Source organism: Tardiphaga sp. OK245 (genome assembly GCF_900108575.1).
In the GTDB taxonomy this organism is placed as follows: Bacteria; Pseudomonadota; Alphaproteobacteria; order Rhizobiales; family Xanthobacteraceae; genus Tardiphaga; species Tardiphaga robiniae.
On sequence record NZ_FNWZ01000003.1, the window covers coordinates 1,033,078 to 1,051,776 of the forward strand.

At 61.9% G+C, this 18,699-nt stretch carries 18 protein-coding genes; 10 read left to right on the forward strand and 8 right to left on the reverse strand.

All coding sequences use genetic code 11. The features are described from left to right. Window positions 1-73: 73 nt before the first annotated feature. Window positions 74-970 carry a LysR family transcriptional regulator gene (locus tag BLW80_RS17495; RefSeq protein WP_068730595.1) on the reverse strand — a complete coding sequence of 299 codons (897 nt, stop codon included), beginning with the start codon at window positions 968-970 and terminating at the stop codon, window positions 74-76. A gap of 304 nt (window positions 971-1,274) precedes the next feature. On the opposite strand from BLW80_RS17495, the gene BLW80_RS17500 reads away from it, so the two are divergent. The 3 genes from BLW80_RS17500 to BLW80_RS17510 all read left to right on the forward strand — a co-directional run bounded on the left by BLW80_RS17500 (window position 1,275) and on the right by BLW80_RS17510 (window position 4,240). Continuing rightward, window positions 1,275-3,035: an ATP-binding protein gene (locus BLW80_RS17500; protein ID WP_089267173.1), complete on the forward strand. Its 1,761-nt coding sequence runs from the start codon at window positions 1,275-1,277 to the stop codon at window positions 3,033-3,035. Window positions 3,036-3,125: 90 nt separating this feature from the next. After that, a complete protein-coding gene (locus BLW80_RS17505; RefSeq protein WP_089267324.1) occupies window positions 3,126-3,704 on the forward strand; it encodes a peroxidase-related enzyme in 579 nt (192 codons plus the stop codon). A 26-nt stretch (window positions 3,705-3,730) separates the two neighbouring features. After that, the gene (locus BLW80_RS17510) at window positions 3,731-4,240 is read left to right on the forward strand and encodes an MgtC/SapB family protein (RefSeq protein ID WP_093758900.1); all 510 of its coding nucleotides are present in this window, start codon (window positions 3,731-3,733) and stop codon (window positions 4,238-4,240) included. On the opposite strand, the gene BLW80_RS17515 is transcribed toward BLW80_RS17510, so the two are convergent. Further along, on the reverse strand, window positions 4,201-4,827 hold the full coding sequence (locus BLW80_RS17515) for a ParB-like protein (protein ID WP_093758901.1): 627 nt from the start codon (window positions 4,825-4,827) through the stop codon (window positions 4,201-4,203). The two genes, BLW80_RS17510 and BLW80_RS17515, sit on opposite strands and share 40 nt — an antisense overlap. Before the next feature lie 175 nt (window positions 4,828-5,002). Here BLW80_RS17515 and BLW80_RS17520 point away from each other — a divergent pair, with 175 nt between their 5' ends. The 7 genes from BLW80_RS17520 (at window position 5,003) to BLW80_RS17550 (ending at window position 10,958) form a co-directional block, all read left to right on the forward strand. Continuing rightward, window positions 5,003-5,350 (forward strand): hypothetical protein, encoded by a 348-nt coding sequence (locus BLW80_RS17520; RefSeq protein WP_068730592.1) that lies wholly within the window; start codon window positions 5,003-5,005, stop codon window positions 5,348-5,350. 189 nt (window positions 5,351-5,539) lie between these two features. Beyond that, window positions 5,540-5,821 (forward strand): acyl carrier protein, encoded by a 282-nt coding sequence (locus BLW80_RS17525; protein WP_002711294.1) that lies wholly within the window; start codon window positions 5,540-5,542, stop codon window positions 5,819-5,821. A gap of 9 nt (window positions 5,822-5,830) precedes the next feature. Further along, window positions 5,831-6,304 carry a 3-hydroxyacyl-ACP dehydratase FabZ family protein gene (locus tag BLW80_RS17530; protein WP_093758902.1) on the forward strand — a complete coding sequence of 158 codons (474 nt, stop codon included), beginning with the start codon at window positions 5,831-5,833 and terminating at the stop codon, window positions 6,302-6,304. Further along, window positions 6,297-7,499 (forward strand): beta-ketoacyl-ACP synthase, encoded by a 1,203-nt coding sequence (locus BLW80_RS17535; protein ID WP_093758903.1) that lies wholly within the window; start codon window positions 6,297-6,299, stop codon window positions 7,497-7,499. Before BLW80_RS17530 ends, BLW80_RS17535 begins: the two co-directional genes overlap by 8 nt. Window positions 7,500-7,615: 116 nt before the next feature. Further along, on the forward strand, window positions 7,616-8,896 hold the full coding sequence (locus tag BLW80_RS17540) for a beta-ketoacyl-ACP synthase (RefSeq protein ID WP_089267167.1): 1,281 nt from the start codon (window positions 7,616-7,618) through the stop codon (window positions 8,894-8,896). Window positions 8,897-9,000: 104 nt separating this feature from the next. Beyond that, on the forward strand, window positions 9,001-10,023 hold the full coding sequence (locus BLW80_RS17545) for a zinc-binding dehydrogenase (protein WP_093758904.1): 1,023 nt from the start codon (window positions 9,001-9,003) through the stop codon (window positions 10,021-10,023). Beyond that, window positions 10,023-10,958 (forward strand): lipid A biosynthesis lauroyl acyltransferase, encoded by a 936-nt coding sequence (locus BLW80_RS17550; RefSeq protein ID WP_093758905.1) that lies wholly within the window; start codon window positions 10,023-10,025, stop codon window positions 10,956-10,958. The genes BLW80_RS17545 and BLW80_RS17550 overlap by 1 nt, the downstream gene beginning before the upstream one ends. Window positions 10,959-10,961: 3 nt before the next feature. Here BLW80_RS17550 and BLW80_RS17555 read toward each other — a convergent pair whose 3' ends face one another. From BLW80_RS17555 to BLW80_RS17580, 6 genes are all read right to left on the reverse strand, one after another. Then, window positions 10,962-12,068: a polyamine ABC transporter substrate-binding protein gene (locus BLW80_RS17555; RefSeq protein ID WP_093759138.1), complete on the reverse strand. Its 1,107-nt coding sequence runs from the start codon at window positions 12,066-12,068 to the stop codon at window positions 10,962-10,964. 15 nt (window positions 12,069-12,083) lie between these two features. Continuing rightward, window positions 12,084-13,238 carry an aminotransferase gene (locus BLW80_RS17560; protein ID WP_093759139.1) on the reverse strand — a complete coding sequence of 385 codons (1,155 nt, stop codon included), beginning with the start codon at window positions 13,236-13,238 and terminating at the stop codon, window positions 12,084-12,086. A 7-nt stretch (window positions 13,239-13,245) separates the two neighbouring features. After that, entirely contained in the window at window positions 13,246-13,578 is a 333-nt protein-coding gene (locus BLW80_RS17565) for a rhodanese-like domain-containing protein (RefSeq protein WP_093758906.1), read from the reverse strand. Window positions 13,579-13,746: 168 nt separating this feature from the next. Next, window positions 13,747-15,669 (reverse strand): potassium transporter Kup, encoded by a 1,923-nt coding sequence (locus tag BLW80_RS17570; protein ID WP_093758907.1) that lies wholly within the window; start codon window positions 15,667-15,669, stop codon window positions 13,747-13,749. A gap of 124 nt (window positions 15,670-15,793) precedes the next feature. Then, window positions 15,794-17,695: a potassium transporter Kup gene (locus BLW80_RS17575; RefSeq protein WP_089267162.1), complete on the reverse strand. Its 1,902-nt coding sequence runs from the start codon at window positions 17,693-17,695 to the stop codon at window positions 15,794-15,796. 171 nt (window positions 17,696-17,866) lie between these two features. After that, window positions 17,867-18,691 carry an OmpA/MotB family protein gene (locus tag BLW80_RS17580; protein WP_068730582.1) on the reverse strand — a complete coding sequence of 275 codons (825 nt, stop codon included), beginning with the start codon at window positions 18,689-18,691 and terminating at the stop codon, window positions 17,867-17,869. Between the last annotated feature and the right edge of the window lie 8 nt (window positions 18,692-18,699).

Consider the following 18,699-nt stretch of genomic DNA (forward strand, 5'->3'; position numbering starts at 1 on the left):
AATTCCGATATATGAAACAAATGAGAAATCTGGGATAATCGTGCAGTTTCCTGCATATATCCTGCCGAGCGGATTATCCCGCAGCCTGGAAGTATTTCCGGGTCAGATCGATCAGCGCCTGCGCCGGCTTGCTCACCGGCTGTCCGCGCTTGACGATAATCCCGACCGTCCGGCTGACACTGGGATTACGCAGCGGCACAGCGACAAGTCCGGCAGTTCCCTGCGTCGCCACTGCGATACTGGGCACCACGGCGATGCCGAGCTTCTCGAACACCATACCTACCGCCGTCTGCAGATGCTGCACCTCATAGCGCCAGTTCAGCTTATCACGGCGATGGCCAAGCGCGTCGTCGATCAGGGCCCTATTGCCGGCCTGCGGGCTGATACGGATCAGCGGCATATCCTCGAGATGCGACCAAGCCACGAACTTACGTTGCGCAAAGGCATGATCCTTCGTGCACAACAGGACGAAGCGCTCCTTGATCAGCGGGGTGACAGCCAGATCCCATATATTGGTCGCCGTGATCGTGATGCCGAACTCGGCCTGGCCGGACTGCACCAGTGTGGCGATCTCGCTGGCTGAGTTATCGTGGATTTTGATCGAAATCCCCGGGTGCACCGCATTGAACTGCTTCAGCACCCGCGGCAGATGATAGGCGGCGATGGTCGGCAGGCAGCCGAGCGCGATGTGCTCCTGCCGCTTTCGGCCCCGTGCCCGCAGAAGATCGATGGAATCGGACAACTCCCCGATCATCCGCCGCGCAGTCGGCAGCAGTTCCAGCCCGGCGGGGGTCAGTGCCACCTGCCGCGTGGTCCGCGCGAGCAGCTGAAAGCCGAGATCCTCTTCCAGCTTCTTGATCCGGTGGCTCAGCGCCGTCTGCGACAGATTGAGGTGCGCGGCCGCGCGAGAGAAGCTGCCCCGCTCCGCGATGCTCAGAAACGCCTGCAGGCCGGGAAAATCGATGCGCATGAGAGGTCCGTGCACGGCCGAAGGCGACCGCGCTGAGATAACGCGGCGACGACGACCCATGCAAGGTCACGACGCCAGCCTATGCCGACCTCGCGGGCTGGTTAAAACCGCGTAAAGCCAGATCGCCAGCCGCGAGCGACAAGGTATCCAGTGCCGGAGTTTCCGCGTTCCAGTGCGGAGCTAATTCCGCAATGCAAGTTTGACGAGCAGAGCCCACCGATAGCCCGCGGACGCGCCTTAACAATTTGTCCAGTCCCTGACCTGCATAGTCGGCCCAACCGGGGCGTGAGACGCGAATTCATCAATGACCAGTTTAAACGCAGCGGCGTCGTTCGGGCGCATTATCTCAGTTCGCGGCTCGCTGGCCCGGGTCGGCTTGCTCGCCGTGAACCCGATGACACCCTCGGAGATGCGCGGCACCGTCGGCCGCTTCGTCAGCATCCGTTGCGCCTCCTCGACCATCATTGCCATGATCACGGAAGTGTCCGCCGAGAACATGCATGCATCGGACATGTATATCGCGAGCGCCTCGGTCGATCTGCTTGGCGAAATCATGGGGCACGGAGACAAGGCCAAATTCCAGCGCGGCGTCACCAACTATCCCACCATCGACGACATCGTCGATCTGATCAGCAATCACGATCTGCGCACGGTCTATGCGCCGTCCGGCTCCGAGCAGATCAACGTGGGCACGCTGCAGCAGGACAAGTCGGTCGCCGCTTATGTCGACGTCGAGGAAATGCTGAGCAAGCATTTCGCGGTGCTCGGCTCCACCGGTGTCGGTAAATCCACCGGCGTGTCGCTGCTGCTCAATGAAATCCTGAAGTCGCGCCCGCATCTGCGCATTTTCCTGCTCGACGTGCATAACGAATATGGCCGCTGCTTCGGCGATAAGTCGCTGGTGCTGAACCCGCGCAATCTGAAACTGCCATTCTGGCTGTTCAATTTCGAGGAAATCGTCGACGTGCTGTTCGCCGGCCGCCCCGGCGTGCCCGAAGAGCTCGAAATCCTCTCGGAAGTCATCCCGATCGCCAAGGGCGTCTACACGCAATACCAGAACGCCGACCGCATTGGCCTCAAGCGCATCGATCCCAAGACCATCGGCTACACCGTCGATACGCCGGTGCCCTATCGCCTGGTCGATTTGATCTCGCTGATCGACGAGCGCATGGGCAAGCTCGAGAACCGCTCGTCGCGCATCCAGTATCACAAGCTGATCTCGCGCATCGAAGCGGTGAAGAACGACCCGCGCTACGCCTTCATGTTCGACAACGCCAATGTCGGCGGCGACACCATGGCGGAAGTGATCAGCCATCTGTTCCGCCTGCCCGCCAATGGCAAGCCGATGACCATCATGCAGCTCGCCGGCTTCCCCGCGGAAGTCGTCGATAGCGTGGTGTCGGTGCTTTGCCGGATGGCATTCGATTTCGGCCTGTGGAGCGACGGCGCCTCGCCGCTGCTGTTCGTCTGCGAGGAAGCGCATCGCTACGCCTCCGCCGACCGCAATATCGGCTTTGGCCCGACCCGCAAGGCAGTGTCGCGCATCGCCAAGGAAGGCCGCAAATACGGCGTCTATCTCGGCCTCGTGACGCAGCGTCCGGCAGAACTCGACGCCACGATCATTTCCCAGTGCAACACACTGTTCGCCATGCGCCTCGCCAACGAGCGCGACCAGGCCCTGCTGCGCTCCGCGGTGTCGGATGCCGCTGCCAACCTGCTCTCCTTCGTGCCGTCACTCGGCACGCGCGAAGTCCTTGCCTTCGGTGAAGGCGTCGCATTGCCGACCCGCCTGCGTTTCAAGGAAGTGCCGCCGCACCAGCTGCCGCGCTCCGAAGCCACCATCGCGACAGTGCCCTCGGTCGCCGCCGGTCACGACATGCAGTTCGTCAGCGCGGTGCTGGAGCGCTGGCGCGGCGCCACCTCGCATCGGGAGGTACCGAACGATCCCGGCTTCATCGAGCGGCCCCTGGCGACGCCGAGCCGCAGCGTCGAAGCCCCAATGCTGCAACCCTCGCTCGGCCTCGATCCGGATCGCTTCTCGCTGCTCAAGAAGCCGCTGCGCTAATCGCATCGGCATGCAATGCCGCAAGCGCTTTGCGGTGACGGTGTGATCGCCTATGGTCTCGTGAAACAGAAACGTTCACGGGAATGCCAGATGACCCAGCCGATTGCGCAACGCTTTCCGACACCCGCCCTCGACAAGCTGCCCGAGGACATCCGCACGCGCATTATGGGCGTGCAAGAAAAGTCCGGCTTCGTGCCAAACGTGTTCCTGTCGCTGGCCTATCGCCCCGACGAATTCCGCGCGTTCTTCGCCTATCACGACGCCCTGATGGAAAAGGACAGCGGGCTGACCAAGGCCGAGCGTGAGATGATCGTGGTCGCGACGTCAGCCGCCAACCAGTGCCATTATTGCGTCATCGCGCATGGTGCGATCCTGCGCATTCGCGCCAAGAACCCGACCATCGCCGACCAGATCGCCGTCAACTACCGCAAGGCCGACATCACGCCGAAGCAGCGTGCGATGCTGGATTTCGCCATGAAAGTGAGCCGGTCCGCCGAGACCATCGGCGAGCAGGATTTTGCCGAGGTCTCCGGCCACGGCTTCAGCGACGACGATATCTGGGACATCACCGCGATCTCGGCCTTCTTCGCGCTCTCGAACCGGATGGCCAATGTCACCAACATGAAGCCGAATGACGAATTCTATATGATGGGCCGGCTGCCGAAATAGTGGCACGGGTTTAGAAGGATCTCGCATTGCTGGACTGGACGGACATCATCCTACGTCTCGGCATCGCCGCCCTCGTCGGCAGCGCCATCGGCCTCAACCGCGATCTGCACGGCAAGCCCGTGGGCGTGCGCACGCTGGGGCTCGTCAGCCTGGCGACTGCCATGATCGTAGTGCTGGCCGATCCGCTCGGCAAAGGCGGCTTCACGGATGCGGGAAGCCGGGTCATTCAGGGCGTGCTCACCGGCGTCGGCTTTCTCGGTGCCGGCGTGATCTTTCATGCCGAGCGGCATTTCCGTGTCCGCGGCCTGACCAGCGCCGCCTGCGTCTGGCTGACCGCCTGTGTCGGCATCATGTGCGGCGCCGGCCATTGGCGCATCGTCACCGTCTCGGTGGTGATCGCCTTCCTCGTGCTGCTGCTCGGCGGAAGGATCGAACGCGCCCTGCATCGCGTGCTCGGCGGCAAAGGCGATCCCGCGTCGGTTCCAATGGATGCGCCTCAGTCGTCGGACGCCGGTCCGCACCAGCCCGGCAAATAGATCGCATCCTTGCTTTTGGCGATCGCCAGCGCTTTCTCCAATGCCTTGGCGAAATCTGCGTCGATCTCCTTGGTGGAGAGCCGGCTGCGAAACAGGTCCGCCCACAGGAATTCGCTGAACGGCGTGGTGTCCTTGGCATAGCCGCCGGCGCGGCGAATTTCACCGGCAAGGCTGCGGAACGGATCGTCCTTCAGGCCCGTCACCGATTTCGGAATGTCCTTGAAGTGCCGTCGCTCGCCCTTGGCGTCATAGGGATAGGCCCAGCGGCGGTGATCGAGCACACCCCAGAAGGCTTTCATATCGACCATCGTGAGATCCGCGATCACGGTGACGAGCACATCCTTCACGCCTTCGTCATGCAACGCACGTGCGAGATGATGGTGATCGACCACGTAGTGACGCTGATCCGGCCCCAGCACCACGGGGATCATGTGCTGGCCGAGCAGTTCGGCCTGTTTGCGCTTGGACTTATGCGCGCGCCAGCGTTTGCGCTTCTCCTTCACTTCGCGCATGCCCACCGTCATCTGCGTTGGCCGCAGCGACAGGATCGGGACCGGATGCAGCAACGGTTCGCGTGTGTTGGGCATGTGGCCTCCCATATCTAATGTCTGTCCGGAACGAACTATGGCATGGCCGCTACGCCGATGCGGATCAGTTCCACGTCATCTCTGACGATTGCCGCATCCGTGCCATGCGGACTTTATCTGCGCGAAGCGGCCGCCTCGTGGTAGACTGCAACATTGCATGCGCAGACCCACGACGATGAAGACCCAGCAGCCGATTATCAGGGAAGATGACGAGCACCGCGTGCTTCGCTTCGTGCCGCGCACCTCCGACACGCTGCCACACCATCCCACCGCTCCCGCCGACCACCCCCGTCGTCGCCAAACCACCGGCGCCAGCGACCTGTCCCGCTATCAACAGGCACAGGACGACCCCGACGACTTCCGTCACCGGATGCTGGCCAATAGCGCAGCCTTCGGCTTCACGGTGATCCTTGTGGGTGTCGGGATCTGGCTCGCGGTCAGCATTGCCGATCTCCGCAAAACCCAGGATTGCGTGTTGATGGGCCGCCGGGACTGCGCCCATATTGTTGCGCCGCACGGCTGAGGCGCGCCAAACCCTCTTTCCACAGCCCACAGGGGCTGGTGAGCGGGCGCTCAACTGCATTGAACTGCCGCCCCCGCTCCGATATACGGGCAATCGACTCTATACGGCGGACCGGGACTGCCCCGGGGCGAAGCCCTGTCTTTGCGCGCGCCGATCGAACATTATCTTCAATATATCAAAGGCTTAGTAATGTCCTCCACATTCGATCAGGTCGCCACAATCATCGCCGAGACTTGCGACATTCCCCGCGACACGATCACACCGGAAAGCCACGCCATCGACGATCTGGGGATCGACAGCCTCGACTTCCTGGATATCGCTTTTGCGATCGACAAGGCGTTCGGGATCAAGCTGCCGCTCGAAAAATGGACCCAGGAGGTCAATGACGGCAAGGCGACCACCGAGCAGTATTTCGTCCTGAAGAACCTCAGCGCGCGCATCGACGAATTGGTCGCGGCCAAGGGCGCGTAACGCCCCGCCATGAACCTCGAATATTTTCACCTGATCGACCGCATCACCGACCTCAATGTCGGCGAACGGACGATCACGGTCGAAGCCAACGTTCCCGAGACCAGCACCATCTTCGAGGGCCACTTCCCGGGCTACCCACTGATGCCCGGCGTGCTGCTGATCGAGTCGATGGCGCAGACTTCGGGCTGGCTGCTGATCGCGCTGATGAAGTTCGAGCGCATGCCCTTCCTCGCCGCGGTGAAGGAAGCCAAGATGCGTACCTTCATCACGCCCGGCACGAAGCTGGACATCAACGCCAGCGTGCTGCACGAAGGCGACGGCTTCTACATGACCACTGTCAAGATCAAGGTCGACGGCAAGCTGACCTGCAACGCGCAGCTCACCTTCAAGACCGTCCCGTTCCCCCATCCGGATCTGCGCGGACACATGGACATCGTGGCCGAGCGCATCGGATTTCCCCTACAGGCGATCACCAATGGCTGAAACCCGACCGATGACATCCGAGCCGGTGGAAGCGTGGATCACCGGCATTGGCCTCGCCACGTCATTGGGCGAAGGCCCTGACGCGCATTGGGATGCGTTGAACAACAAGCGCATCAACGTCGATGAAACCGGCTTCGCTCCGAACATCGTCCACCCCCTCGCGCCGGTCTCATACGACGCGCAGATCCCCAAGAAGGGCGATCAGCGTCAGATGGAAGCCTGGCAGCGGATCGGCACCTATGCCGCCGGCCTCGCGCTGGATTCAGCTGGCGTCAAAGGCAACAAGGACATCCTGTCGAGGATGGACATGATCGTTGCCGCCGGTGGCGGTGAGCGCGACCTGGCTGTCGATTCCGGTATCCTGAATTCGGACGGCTATGGCGCTGCGACACCGGGCCTGCTCAACGAAAAACTGCTCAACGACCTCAGGCCGACTCTGTTTCTGGCGCAGCTCTCCAACCTGCTCGCCGGCAATATCGCCATCGTGCACGGCGTCACCGGTTCGTCCCGTACCTTCATGGGCGAGGAAGCGGCTGGCGTGGACGCCGCGCGCATCGCACTGGCCCGCATCGCTGACGGCCAGAGCGACATCGCGCTGATCGGCGCCGCACATAATGGTGAGCGCAAGGACCTGCTGCTGCTATACGAATTCGACGACTTCAACCTGAAGAACAAATTCGAGACCGTGTGGGCACGCGAGGCGAATTCGGGCTTTGCGCTCGGCTCTGCCGGCGCATTCCTCGTCATCGAATCCAGGGCGCATGCAGAAGCGCGCGGTGCCAAGCCTCTCGCACGTCTCAAGAGCGTGGTCGCCGATCATGCCCGTCGCAAGACTCCCGGCGAAGTCACCGCTTCGCTGCAGGGGTTGTGGTCGAAGCTCGGCGCGAAGAGCGACGCTGCGATCATCACCGGCGCGACCGGCGCGGAACCCGTGACATCGGAAGAGCGCGCCTTCCTGAAGGATCATGCGGATGTCGCCATCCGCGGCACCGGCACTCTCTTCGGTCATACGCTCGAAACCCAATTCCCGCTTGGCCTCGGCCTTGCGGCGTTGGCGATCTCGCGCGGCGCAATGTTTCCGCCGAACGATTCAACCGGCCTCGAGATTGAAAAGTCCGGCAAGCCCACCCAGATTGTGGTGATCGGCGCCGGCCACTGGCGCGGCGAAGGCATGGCGCTGGTTGAAGCCGTCTAGAACCCACCTGGGCTCTAGATTTTTCTTATGTTTGAGCAAGATCTTATCCGAAAACCGGCATCCACTTTTCGGAATCATGCTCAAGTTAAGCGGTCGACGCGGCCGACGGAGAGAGCATGACTGCAACGCGCGATAAATTCGGCCGACCGATCGTTGTCGTCACGGGCATGGGTGTTGCGACATCGCTCGGCGCCGGCAAGGAAGACAACTGGGCCAAGCTCACTGCTGGCGAGTCCGGCATTCGCACCATCACGCGTTTTCCCACCGATGGCATGAAGACGACGATGGCAGGCACGATCGATTTCGTGCCGGTCGAGCCGTTTTCCTCCACCGACCTCTCCGAAAAGCTCGGCGAACTCGTCACCGAGGAAGCCATCGCGCAGGCCAATATCGGCAGCAAGGGCGACTTCCCCGGCCCGCTGTTCCTCGCGGTTGCGCCGGTCGAAGTCGAATGGCCGCAGCGCCAGGTGCTGGCAAAGGCCGCTGGCGCCAATAGCGATATCAATTACGACACGCTGCTGCGCGTCGCTGGTGGCGGCAAGTTCGTTCAGTATCACCGCCGCTTCCTGTTCGGCTCGGTCGCCGACCATCTCGCGGACACGTTCGGCACCAAGGGCTCGCCGATCTCGCTGTCGACCGCTTGTGCCTCCGGCGCCACTGCGATCCAGCTCGGCGTCGAAGCGATCCGCCGCGGCGAAGCCGATGCGGCGCTGTGCGTGGCCACCGACGGTTCGGTGAACCCGGAAGCGCTGATCCGCTTCTCGCTGCTATCGGCACTCTCGACCCATAACGACCCGCCGCAGAAAGCTGTCCGTCCCTTCGCCAAGAACCGCGATGGTTTCGTGATGGCCGAAGGCGCCGGTGCGCTGGTGCTGGAAAGTCTGGAAGCCGCCACCGCGCGCGGCGCCAAGATCCTCGGCATTGTCGCCGGTTGCGGCGAACTCGCGGACTCCTTCCACCGCACCCGTTCCAGCCCGGACGGCAAGCCGATCATCGGCTGCGTGAACAACGCGCTGGTGGACGCCGGTCTGACATCCGACCAGATCGACTACATCAACGCCCACGGCACCGGCACGCCGGAAAACGACAAGATGGAGTATCTCGGCATTTCCAGCGTGTTCGGTGAACGCGCCAAGGAAATTCCGGTCTCGTCGAACAAGTCCATGGTCGGCCACACGCTCTCCGCCGCCGGCGCAGTCGAGGCCGTGTTCTCGCTGCTCACCCTGGAACACCAGCGGATCCCGCCGACGATCAATTACGATGTTCCCGATCCGGCCATTCCGTTCGACGTGGTTCCCAATACCGCCCGCGATGCACGCGTGACGGCCGTGATGTCGAATTCCTTCGGCTTTGGCGGCCAGAATGCCTCGCTAATCCTCACCGGCGAGCCCGTTTAAGGCTCCCCGGCCCCGTTGGCCGCCCCTCGCCGGTTGACGTCATGACGTGAACCGGCGATACGCAGGCCATCCGAAATCAACCTTTCTTGCCGGAGACGCGGTTCATGCGTGCGCTCAATCTTGTTGCCGATCGTGAGCTTGTCGTCGTCGACGTGCCGCCGCCCCCGCCGCCTGCTGCCGGCGAAGTGCAGATCAGCGTCAAGGCTGTCGGCCTGAACCATATCGACGTCTGGGGCTTCCGCGGCATGGCCTTCGCCAAGCGCAAGCTGCCGCTGTCGATCGGCGCCGAAGCCTCGGGCGAAGTCGCCGCCGTCGGCGAAGGCGTCACCCATGTAAAGCCCGGCCAGAAAGTCGTGATGTATGGCGCGCTGACCTGCGGCCACTGCAAGGCCTGCCAGGAAGGCCGTGACAATTTCTGCGAGAACGTCGGTGGCCTCTATGGCTTCCACATCGATGGCTTCTCGCGCGAACTGATGAACATGCCGGCGCGTCTGGTGATCCCTGTCCCTGACGGCATCAGCTTCCGCGACGCCGCCTGCGCCCCGATCGCCTTCTCGACCGTGCAGCACATGCTGTTCGACAATGCCAAGCTGCAGCCCGGCGAAACCATTCTCGTCCATGCCGGCGGTTCCGGCATCGGCACCGTCGCCATCATGATGGCAAAGAAGATCGGCTGCACCGTGATCACCACCGTGGGCGACGATTCCAAAATCGAAGGCGTGAAGGCCCTCGGCGCCGACCACGTCATCAACTATCGCAAGGATCGCTTCGAGGGCGAGACGCGCAAGATCACCAAGAAAAAGGGCGTCGATGTCGTGTTCGAACACGTCGGCGCTGACACCTTCAATGGTTCGCTGCTGGTGATGAAGCGCGGCGGCCGTCTGGTCACCTGCGGTTCGACCTCGGGCCCGACCACGACGATCAACCTGATGCAGCTATTCCAGCAGCAATACCGCATCTTCGGATCGTTCGGCGCCACCATGAAGAACATTGCCGAGAGCCTCGACAAGATGGCCGACGGCATGCTGCCGGTGATCGATACCGAAGTGCCGATCAACGATGTCGAGACCGCGCTGAAGCGGATGGAAACCCGCCAGGTGTTCGGCAAGATCATCGTTCACTTCTGATGCTCCGCCTGCTGCTTCGCACCAAGGCCCGCATTCGCGATGCCCTGAAGCCTGCAGGCGACGCTGCTGTCGGCGCACTGACGATCGGCATCCTGCGGACCACGCGCTATTTCGATCCAGTCAAGACCGCCAACCGGTTCGGCAAGATCACCCAGCGCATCGGCCCGCTGTTTCGCGAAGACAAGATCGGCCGCGCCAATCTCACCGCCGCCTTCCCCGAGAAATCACCGGAAGAGATCGAGAAGATTCTCGCGGGTGTCTGGGACAACATGGGGCGCATCGGTGCGGAATTCGCGCATCTCGACAAGATCTGGGACTATGACCCGGCCAATCCGACCAAGCCGAGCAATGTCGAATTCTCCGCGCGCACCGGCGAGATTTTCGATCAACTGCGCGACGACGGCAAGCCGGCACTGATTTTCGCCAGCCATCTCGGCAATTGGGAAATTCCTGCGCTCGCCGCCGTGGCCCACGGCCTCGACGCCGCCGTGCTCTATCGCCGGCCGAACAGCGCCGCCGCAGACCGCGCCATTCATCAGACGCGCGCGATCAACATGGGCAATCTCATCCCGGCCAGCCATGACGCACCGCTCAAGCTCGGGCACGCGCTGAACGAGGGCAAGCACGTCGCCATGCTGGTGGATCAATGGTTCACCAATGGCGTCCCGGTGGATTTCTTCGGCCGCAAGACCAATGCCAATCCGATGCTGGCGCGGCTGTTGCGTCAGGTCGATTGCCCGATCCACGGTGTTCGTATCATCCGCCTGCCCGATCATCGCTTCCGCATCGAAGTCTCCGAAGAGGTAAAACCGGTGCGCGATGCCAATGGCAAGGTCGACGTTCAGGGCACGATGCAGGCGGTAACGTCAGTGCTGGAAGGCTGGATCCGGGAATATCCCGAGCAGTGGCTGTGGCTGCATCGGCGCTGGCGATAACGCTCAGCGTCCCGTCTTCACCTTCGTCCATAAGCGGTTGATCACGCGCTGTGTGGCCGGATCGCGCGCCGTAATGACGAACAGCTTCTGCAGCATCGCCTCATCCGGATAGATCGTCTTGTCGTTCAGGATCTTCGGATCGATCAGCTTCTGGCTGGCGAGATTGCCATTGGCATAGCCGAGAAAATCCGAATTCTTCGCCGCAACATCTGGCCGGTAGAGGTAATTGATCAACTCATAGGCCTCATTGACGTTCTTCGCATCGGCCGGGATCGCCAGATTGTCGAAGAACATCTGCGCGCCCTCCTTCGGCACCGCATAGCCGATCTCGACGCCGTTCTTCGCTTCATCCGCCCGCGCACGCGCCTGAATGATGTCCCCCGACCAGCCAACCACGAGACAGATCTCGCCGGTCGCCAGCGCGCTCAGATATTCGGACGAGTGAAACTTGCGAACATTGCCTCTGATCTTGCCGACGAGATCGGCCGCCTTTTCGAGATCCGGCTGCTTGGTCGAGTTCGGATCGAGACCCAACGCGTTCAGCGCGGCCGGCAGGATGTCATCGGCGGAATCCAGCATATGGACGCCGCAATCCTTGAACTTCGCAAGGTTCTCCGGCTTGAAGACGATGTCCCAGCTGTCGATCTTCGCGTCAGGCCCGAGGATTTTCGCGACCTGCTTGACGTTGTAGCCGATGCCAGTGGTGCCCCACATGTAGTTCGCGGCAAACTGATTGCCGGGATCGTAGATCGCAAGGCGCTTCGTCACCTCCGGCCAGGCATTGGCGAGGTTCGGCAGCTTCGCCTTGTCGAGCTTCTGGAACACCTTTGCGGTAATCTGGCGCTGCAGGAAATAAGCTGTCGGCACCACGACATCGTAGCCGGATTTGCCGGCCAGGAGACGCGTCTCCAGCGTCTCGTTGGCATCGAAGGTGTCATAGACGACCTTGATGCCGGTCTCCCTGGTGAAGGCCTCCAGCACACCGGGCGCCATGTAGTTCGACCAGTTGTAGAAGTTGACGACGCGCTCTGCCTTCTGGTCTTGCGCCTGCACCGGCAAGGACCACAGCAGCGCCGCTCCGACGACCCACGCGCCCCCCTGCTTGCCCATGCGCATCAACTTCCTCTAGCGGCGATGAACGGCGTTGGACAGGCGTTCCAGCGCGGTATCGAGCGTTGCGTCGTTCTTGGCGAAACAGAAACGCACCACCGAGGTCACCTTGTCCTGCTCATAAAAGGCCGACACCGGAATCGCCGCGACCTTGTAGTCGTAGACGAGACGGCGGCAGAACTCTTCGTCAGTCTCGTTCAACCCGAGCGGCGACAGATCGACTGTGAGAAAGTACGTGCCCTGCGACTTGATAACGGGAAAGCCGATGCTCTCCAGACCCGCGGCCAGCCGATCGCGGCTACGCGAAAGCTCGTTGCGCATCTGCTTGAAGTAATCGTCGGACTTGCCGAGGCCATAGGCGACCGCAACCTGCAGGTTCGGCGCGGTCGTGAAGGTCAGGAACTGATGCACCTTGGCGCAGACGCGCAACAGATGCGGCGCGGCACAGACGAAGCCGATCTTCCAGCCGGTGAGCGAGAAGATCTTGCCGGCCGAGCCGACCTTGATGGTGCGATCGCGCATGCCGGGAATGGTGATCAGCGGGATATGGTCGTGGCCGTCGAAGGTCACATGTTCCCAGACTTCGTCGCAGATCGCGATCGTATCGAATTCCTGACAGAACTTCGCCAGCAGTTCGAGATCCTCGCGCGGCGACACCACCGCAGCCGGGTTGAGCGGGCTGTTGAACAGCACGGCCTTGGTCTTGTGATTGAAGACCGCGCGGAGATCTTCTTCCGTGAGACGCCAATGCGGCGGCTTGAGGCTGACCAGACGCGGAATGCCGCCGGCCTGCCGGATGATCGGCAAATAAGAATCGTAGACCGGCTGGAAGCACACGACTTCGTCGCCGGGCTCGACCACCGCGAGGATCGACGAGGTCAATGCCTCGGTACCGCCGGAGGTCACCATGACCTCCGTCATCGGATCAAGCGAGAGCTTGTGCCAGTGCTGGTAATGCGTGGCGATCGCCTGACGTAGCTCCGGGATGCCCATCATCGACGGATACTGGTTATAGCCGTTCAGCACAGCATCGGCGGCCGCCTGACGGATATCGCCGGGACCGGGATGATCGGGAAAGCCCTGCCCGAGATTGATGGCGTTGTGATCGCGCGCAAGCTGCGACATCGCCTCGAACACCGTGACGGGCAGCTCAGAGAAGATCTTGTTCATCGAGCGATCAGCCAACCTTTGTCGGCAGGCCTGCGGCCTTCCATCCAAGGATTCCACCGGCGAGGTGCTTGTCATAGGCAAGGCCATCGGCCTGCGCGGCCAGCGAGGCCGTCACCGAGCGCTTGCCGGAGCGACATGCGAAGACGATCTGCTTGCCCGCAGGATCGGGCAGATCGGCGCTATCGAAGCCCGACAGCGGCACAACGACGGCATCCGGGTAGGCCTCGACCGCGACCTCGTTGGGCTCGCGCACGTCAACCAGCAAATACTTGCCTTCAGTGATCCCCTTGGACACTTCCTCGGGCGTCAAATCGTGAACGGTATGAGCTTCGCCTGCCACAACAACCTCCTGCCGCCCCGGTGTCCGGAGCGAATGCGAAGGGGCGGAAACGCCCCTGTTTTCGGGCGCCAACGTCGCCTCTCGCGCGGCGAAAATCAAGCGCCGGAAGAGCTTATTGTCGGGCCTGATCTTGCCCGAAAACCGCAAGCCCACTTTTCGGGATCAGGCCTAGATAGTCACCTGCGTACCCACCTCGACCACCCTCCCCGTGGGGATCTGGAAATAGTCGGTCGCGTCATTGGCGGTGCGGCTGAGCGCGATGAACAGATGATCCTGCCAGCGCGGCATGCCGGAATGCACCGCAGGCTTCAGCGCCCTGCGCGAGAGGAAGAACGAGGTCGACATGATGTCGAACTGCCAGCCGGTCTTGCGCGCAATCGCCAGGGATTTCGGCACATTCGGCGATTCCATGAAGCCGAAGCGGAGTGTGATCTTCGAGAAGGTCGCGCTGATCTCTTCCATGCGCACGCGTTCGCTCGGATCGATGCGCGGCGTCGGTGCGGTTTCGATGGTGAGAATAACGTTCTTCTCGTGAAGCACTTTGTAGTGTTTCAGACTATGCATCAGCGCCGTCGGCGCACTCTGCGGATCGCTGGTGAGAAATACCGCCGTGCCGGCCACGCGCTGCGGCGGACGTTTCTCCAACATGGCCACGAGATCGGCCAGCGGAAACTCCAGCTTGCGCGACTTCTCGAACAGCAGGCGGCTGCCGCGCCGCCACGTATACATCATGAGAATGATCACGCCGCCCATCACCAGCGGCACCCAGCCGCCGTCGAACACCTTCAAGAGGTTCGCGGTGAGGAACGTTACGTCGATCACCAGAAACGGCACGATCAGCGCCGCAGCAGCGATCGGCGACCACTTCCAGCCGCGCCAGATCACCACAAAGCCCATCATCGCAGTGACGACCATGGTGCCAGTGACCGAGATGCCATAGGCCGAGGCCAGCGAGCTCGATGACTTGAACAGCACGACAAGCACGATCACAGCGATGAACAGCAGCATATTGACGCGCGGAATGTAGATCTGGCCGGAATGCGTCTCCGATGTGTGCCGGATTTCGAAACGCGGCAGCAGGCCAAGCTGGATCGCCTGCTGCGTCAGCGAATAGGCGCCCGTGATCACGGCCTGACTCGCAATCACGGTGGCAGTCGCCGCGAGGATCACCATGGGTATCAGCGCCCAGTCGGGAAACATCAGATAGAACGGATTTTCGAGCGCGGTGGGATCATGCATCACCAGCGCAGCCTGGCCGAAATAGTTGATGGCCAGCGATGGCAGCACGAGAAACAGCCAGGCCAACTGGATCGGCTTTTTGCCGAAATGGCCGAGATCGGCATAGAGCGCTTCGGCGCCGGTCACGGCGAGAAACACTGCGCCCAACGTCACGAAGGCGATAATCCCGTGATGGAACATGAAGTAGATCGCATGCACGGGATTGAGTGCCGCGAGCACTTCAGGATGCTTCACGATCTGCGGAATGGCCGCTACCGCGATCACGATGAACCATAGGCACATGATCGGTCCGAAGAACGTCGCGACCTTCGCAGTGCCACGCGATTGCACGGCGAAAAGCGCCACAAGGATCACGATGGTGAGCGGTACAACATAGGGATCGAAGGCGGTGGTGACGAGCTTAACGCCCTCGATGGCCGAGAGCACGGACAGCGCCGGCGTAATCACCGCGTCGCCATAGAACAACGCCGCGGCGATGATGCCGAGCATCACCACCACCGGCCCGCTCGATCCGATCGCGCGCTGGGCCAGCGCCATCAGGGCCAGCGGGCCACCCTCGCCGTTATTGTCGGCGCGCAGCAGCAGCACGACATATTTGAGCGTCACGACGATGATCAGGGCCCACAGGATCAGCGAGAGGACGCCCAGGATTGCTTCATTGTCGATGCCGGGCGCCTTGTGGCCCCCGGCCGCGACCAGCGCCTCACGGAGCGCGTAAAGCGGGCTGGTGCCGATGTCGCCATAGACGACACCGATACTGCCCATGACGAGCGAGCCGAAGCTGGCCGTCGAGTGCCCATGGGTAGGGTCCGCCGGGGATGCCGCGGCGGGAGATGCGCTATCGATGGTCATGGAAACGGCCTCGAAGACTTCTGAATCGCAGGTCTCTGAACAGCGGGGCAGCGAGGCCGTTCCCGGCCCCGATGATCACACTCGTTATAGCGCAAATCGGGGAACCGGACATGACAAAAGATGCTTAGATCGTCACCTGAGTACCGACCTCCACCACGCGTCCGGTGGGGATCTGGAAATAGTCGGTGGCGTCGTTCGCCGAGCGGCTGAGCGCGATGAACAGATGATCCTGCCACAGCGGCATGCCCGATTGCGCCGATGGCTTCAGTGAGCGCCGCGACACGAAGAACGACGTCGCCATGATGTCGAATTGCCAGCCGAGCTTGCGCGCGACAACCAGCGCCTTGGGCACGTTCGGCGATTCCATGAAGCCGAAACGCAGCTTCACCATCGAGAATTTGTCGCTGATATTCTCCATGCGAACGCGTTCGGCCAGATCGACCTTCGGCGTTTGCGCAGTCTCGATGGTCAGGATCACATTGTGTTCGTGCAGAACCTTGTTGTGCTTCAGATTATGCAGCAGCGCCGTCGGCACGAATTCGGGATCGCTGGTGAGAAACACCGCGGTGCCCTTCACGATATGCGGGGGGCGCTTTTCCAGACTCTTGATAAGATCGCGCAGCGGCACTTCGATACGGCGCGTCTTAGTGATCAGGATCGCCGCACCGCGGCGCCAGGTCCAGATCATGCCAGCCATCAGCACGCCGAACAGCAACGGCACCCAGGCGCCTTCCAGCAGTTTCAGGAGATTGGCGCTGAGGAAGGCCAGATCGACGAACACCAGCGGCGCGATGATCGCAGCGGCAGTCGCGGCCTTCCAGTTCCACAGCTTCCAGATCACCACAAAGCCCATGATGCCATCGGCCACCATGGTGGTGGAGACCGCGATGCCATAGGCCGAGGCCAGACCGCTCGACGATTTGAACAGCAGCACCAGCAGCAGCACGCCGATCAGCAGCAAACGATTGACCCGAGGCAAATAGATCTGGCCGGCATGGGTCTCGGAGGTGAAGCGCACTTCAAAGCGCGGCAGCAGCCCAAGCTGCACCGCCTGACGCACCAGTGAATAGGCGCCGGTGATCACCGCCTGGCTTGCGATCACGGTGGCAGCCGTCGCCAGCGCGATCAATGGCAACAGCATTGATTCCGGTGCCATCCGATAGAACGGATTTTCGATCGCGGCCGGGTTCGACAGCACGAGCGCGCCCTGCCCGAAATAATTGATCATCAACGCCGGCAGCACGAAGAAGAACCAGCCGTACTGAATTGGCCTGCGACCGAAATGGCCAAGATCAGCATAGAGCGCCTCGCCGCCGGTCACGGCGAGGAAGACGGCGCCCAGGGTCACCAGACCGATGGTCCCGTGGGTCAGCATGAACTGCACGGCATAATACGGATTGATCGCCTTCAGCACCGTCGGATCATCGAAGATGTGCGAGGCGCCCATCAGCGCCAGCGCCGTGAACCAGATGATCATCACCGGCCCGAAGGCGGAGGCCACCTTGGCGGTGCCAATCCGCTGTACCGAGAACAGCACGACGAGAATCGCGACCGTGACCGGCACGACATAAGGTTCGAGCGCAGGTGCCTTGAGCTTGAGGCCTTCCACCGCCGAAAGCACCGAGATCGCCGGGGTGATCATGGAATCGCCGATGAACATCGAGGCGCCGATCACGCCCAGTACCATCAGCGGCAAGCTCCGCCGACCCAAGGCACGCTGGCCGAGCGCCATCAGCGACAGTGTTCCACCCTCGCCATTGTTGTCGGCGCGCAGCAGGAACAGCACATATTTGGCAGTGACGACGATGAACAGCGCCCACAGGATCAGCGAGAGCACGCCGAGCACGATGACGGGCGTCACCGGCGCGCCATGCGTTGCGCCGTGTACCGCCTCGCGGAACGCGTAAAGTGGCGACGTTCCGATGTCGCCGAACACGACGCCGATACTGCCGACCGTGAGCGACCAGAACCCGGTATGAACCGGAACTTCGATCGGTCCCTCGCCTGTTGTTTCCGTAACGGCCATTCTGCTCGTAACGCCTCTGGACAATCCGGACCCGGCTATGGCGCGCCGGGCAATGCCAGTCAACCGGGACACTAGCCTATACTGCCGCAGATCGCTTATCGGGAGCGCAGCAAAAATCGGCATCGCCCAGCAAAAAAAGAGGCTGGAGCAGTAAAAAAGGAATTGACTGTTTTACGGCTTGAGGTTTGGCGGCAGCGGGGGGTCTTCCCGCATCAGCGTAATGGTCACCCGCCGGTTGGCAGCCATGGTCGGATCATCGGGGAATAGCGGCTGACTGTCTGCCTTGCCCGATACCGAGAAGATATGGGACGACGGCAGGCCTTCCCGTTCGAGAATCTGTCGAACGACATTGGCGCGATCGGCCGACAGATCGAATGCGTCGTATTCGCTGCGCGCCGGTACGAAGCCCGCAGCAGTGTGGCCGACGATGGCCACACGCAGCGGCGTCGCCTTCAGCGGTCCGGCAAGTTTCTGCAGCAACAGGCGTGTGCGCTCATAGGGAACCTTGGATCCGTCAGCAAACATCGAGCGGCCATTCTGGTCGATGATTTCCAGATTGAGGCCCTGCTTGGTTTCCTCGAACATGATGTTCTTGGAGATCTCGTTAATCTCCGGCATGTCCTGTAGCGCTTGCCGCAGTGACGCCGAGGCGAGCGCGAATTCGCGGTCCATCTTCAGCTTGGCGCCCGCGGGACGGCCGCCCTTTTCGCTCGGACTGGTGATGTTCGACGCATCGTCCGGCGACACGTGATCCTTGTTCTTCGTCTGGCCGCGCGTCGGCAAACCATCGGACTCGATCACACCCGAATAACGCGCATCGGACTGCACGCCGAAGGCTTCACGGACCGAGCCGGCAACGATCTTGAGCTTAGCGCCGTCAGGGCTGGAGAACGCGACGAGCATGACGAAGTAGCTGAGCAGCAGCGCCATCAGGTCGGCGAAGGTCACGAACCAGCCATGGCCGCCGTGTGCTTCTCCGCGTTTTTTCTTCGCCATCGGACGTG

Excerpts from the sequence above, each read along its gene's own strand:
- BLW80_RS17495 (WP_068730595.1), bottom strand. The coding sequence starts at position 970 with ATGCGCATCGATTTTCCCGGCCTGCAGGCGTTTCTGAGCATCGCGGAG.
- BLW80_RS17500 (WP_089267173.1), top strand. The coding sequence starts at position 1,275 with ATGACCAGTTTAAACGCAGCGGCGTCGTTCGGGCGCATTATCTCAGTT.
- BLW80_RS17505 (WP_089267324.1), top strand. The coding sequence starts at position 3,126 with ATGACCCAGCCGATTGCGCAACGCTTTCCGACACCCGCCCTCGACAAG.
- BLW80_RS17515 (WP_093758901.1), bottom strand. The coding sequence starts at position 4,827 with ATGCCCAACACACGCGAACCGTTGCTGCATCCGGTCCCGATCCTGTCG.
- BLW80_RS17520 (WP_068730592.1), top strand. The coding sequence starts at position 5,003 with ATGAAGACCCAGCAGCCGATTATCAGGGAAGATGACGAGCACCGCGTG.
- BLW80_RS17525 (WP_002711294.1), top strand. The coding sequence starts at position 5,540 with ATGTCCTCCACATTCGATCAGGTCGCCACAATCATCGCCGAGACTTGC.
- BLW80_RS17530 (WP_093758902.1), top strand. The coding sequence starts at position 5,831 with ATGAACCTCGAATATTTTCACCTGATCGACCGCATCACCGACCTCAAT.
- BLW80_RS17535 (WP_093758903.1), top strand. The coding sequence starts at position 6,297 with ATGGCTGAAACCCGACCGATGACATCCGAGCCGGTGGAAGCGTGGATC.
- BLW80_RS17540 (WP_089267167.1), top strand. The coding sequence starts at position 7,616 with ATGACTGCAACGCGCGATAAATTCGGCCGACCGATCGTTGTCGTCACG.
- BLW80_RS17545 (WP_093758904.1), top strand. The coding sequence starts at position 9,001 with ATGCGTGCGCTCAATCTTGTTGCCGATCGTGAGCTTGTCGTCGTCGAC.
- BLW80_RS17550 (WP_093758905.1), top strand. The coding sequence starts at position 10,023 with ATGCTCCGCCTGCTGCTTCGCACCAAGGCCCGCATTCGCGATGCCCTG.
- BLW80_RS17555 (WP_093759138.1), bottom strand. The coding sequence starts at position 12,068 with ATGGGCAAGCAGGGGGGCGCGTGGGTCGTCGGAGCGGCGCTGCTGTGG.
- BLW80_RS17560 (WP_093759139.1), bottom strand. The coding sequence starts at position 13,238 with ATGAACAAGATCTTCTCTGAGCTGCCCGTCACGGTGTTCGAGGCGATG.
- BLW80_RS17570 (WP_093758907.1), bottom strand. The coding sequence starts at position 15,669 with ATGACCATCGATAGCGCATCTCCCGCCGCGGCATCCCCGGCGGACCCT.
- BLW80_RS17575 (WP_089267162.1), bottom strand. The coding sequence starts at position 17,695 with ATGGCCGTTACGGAAACAACAGGCGAGGGACCGATCGAAGTTCCGGTT.
- BLW80_RS17580 (WP_068730582.1), bottom strand. The coding sequence starts at position 18,691 with ATGGCGAAGAAAAAACGCGGAGAAGCACACGGCGGCCATGGCTGGTTC.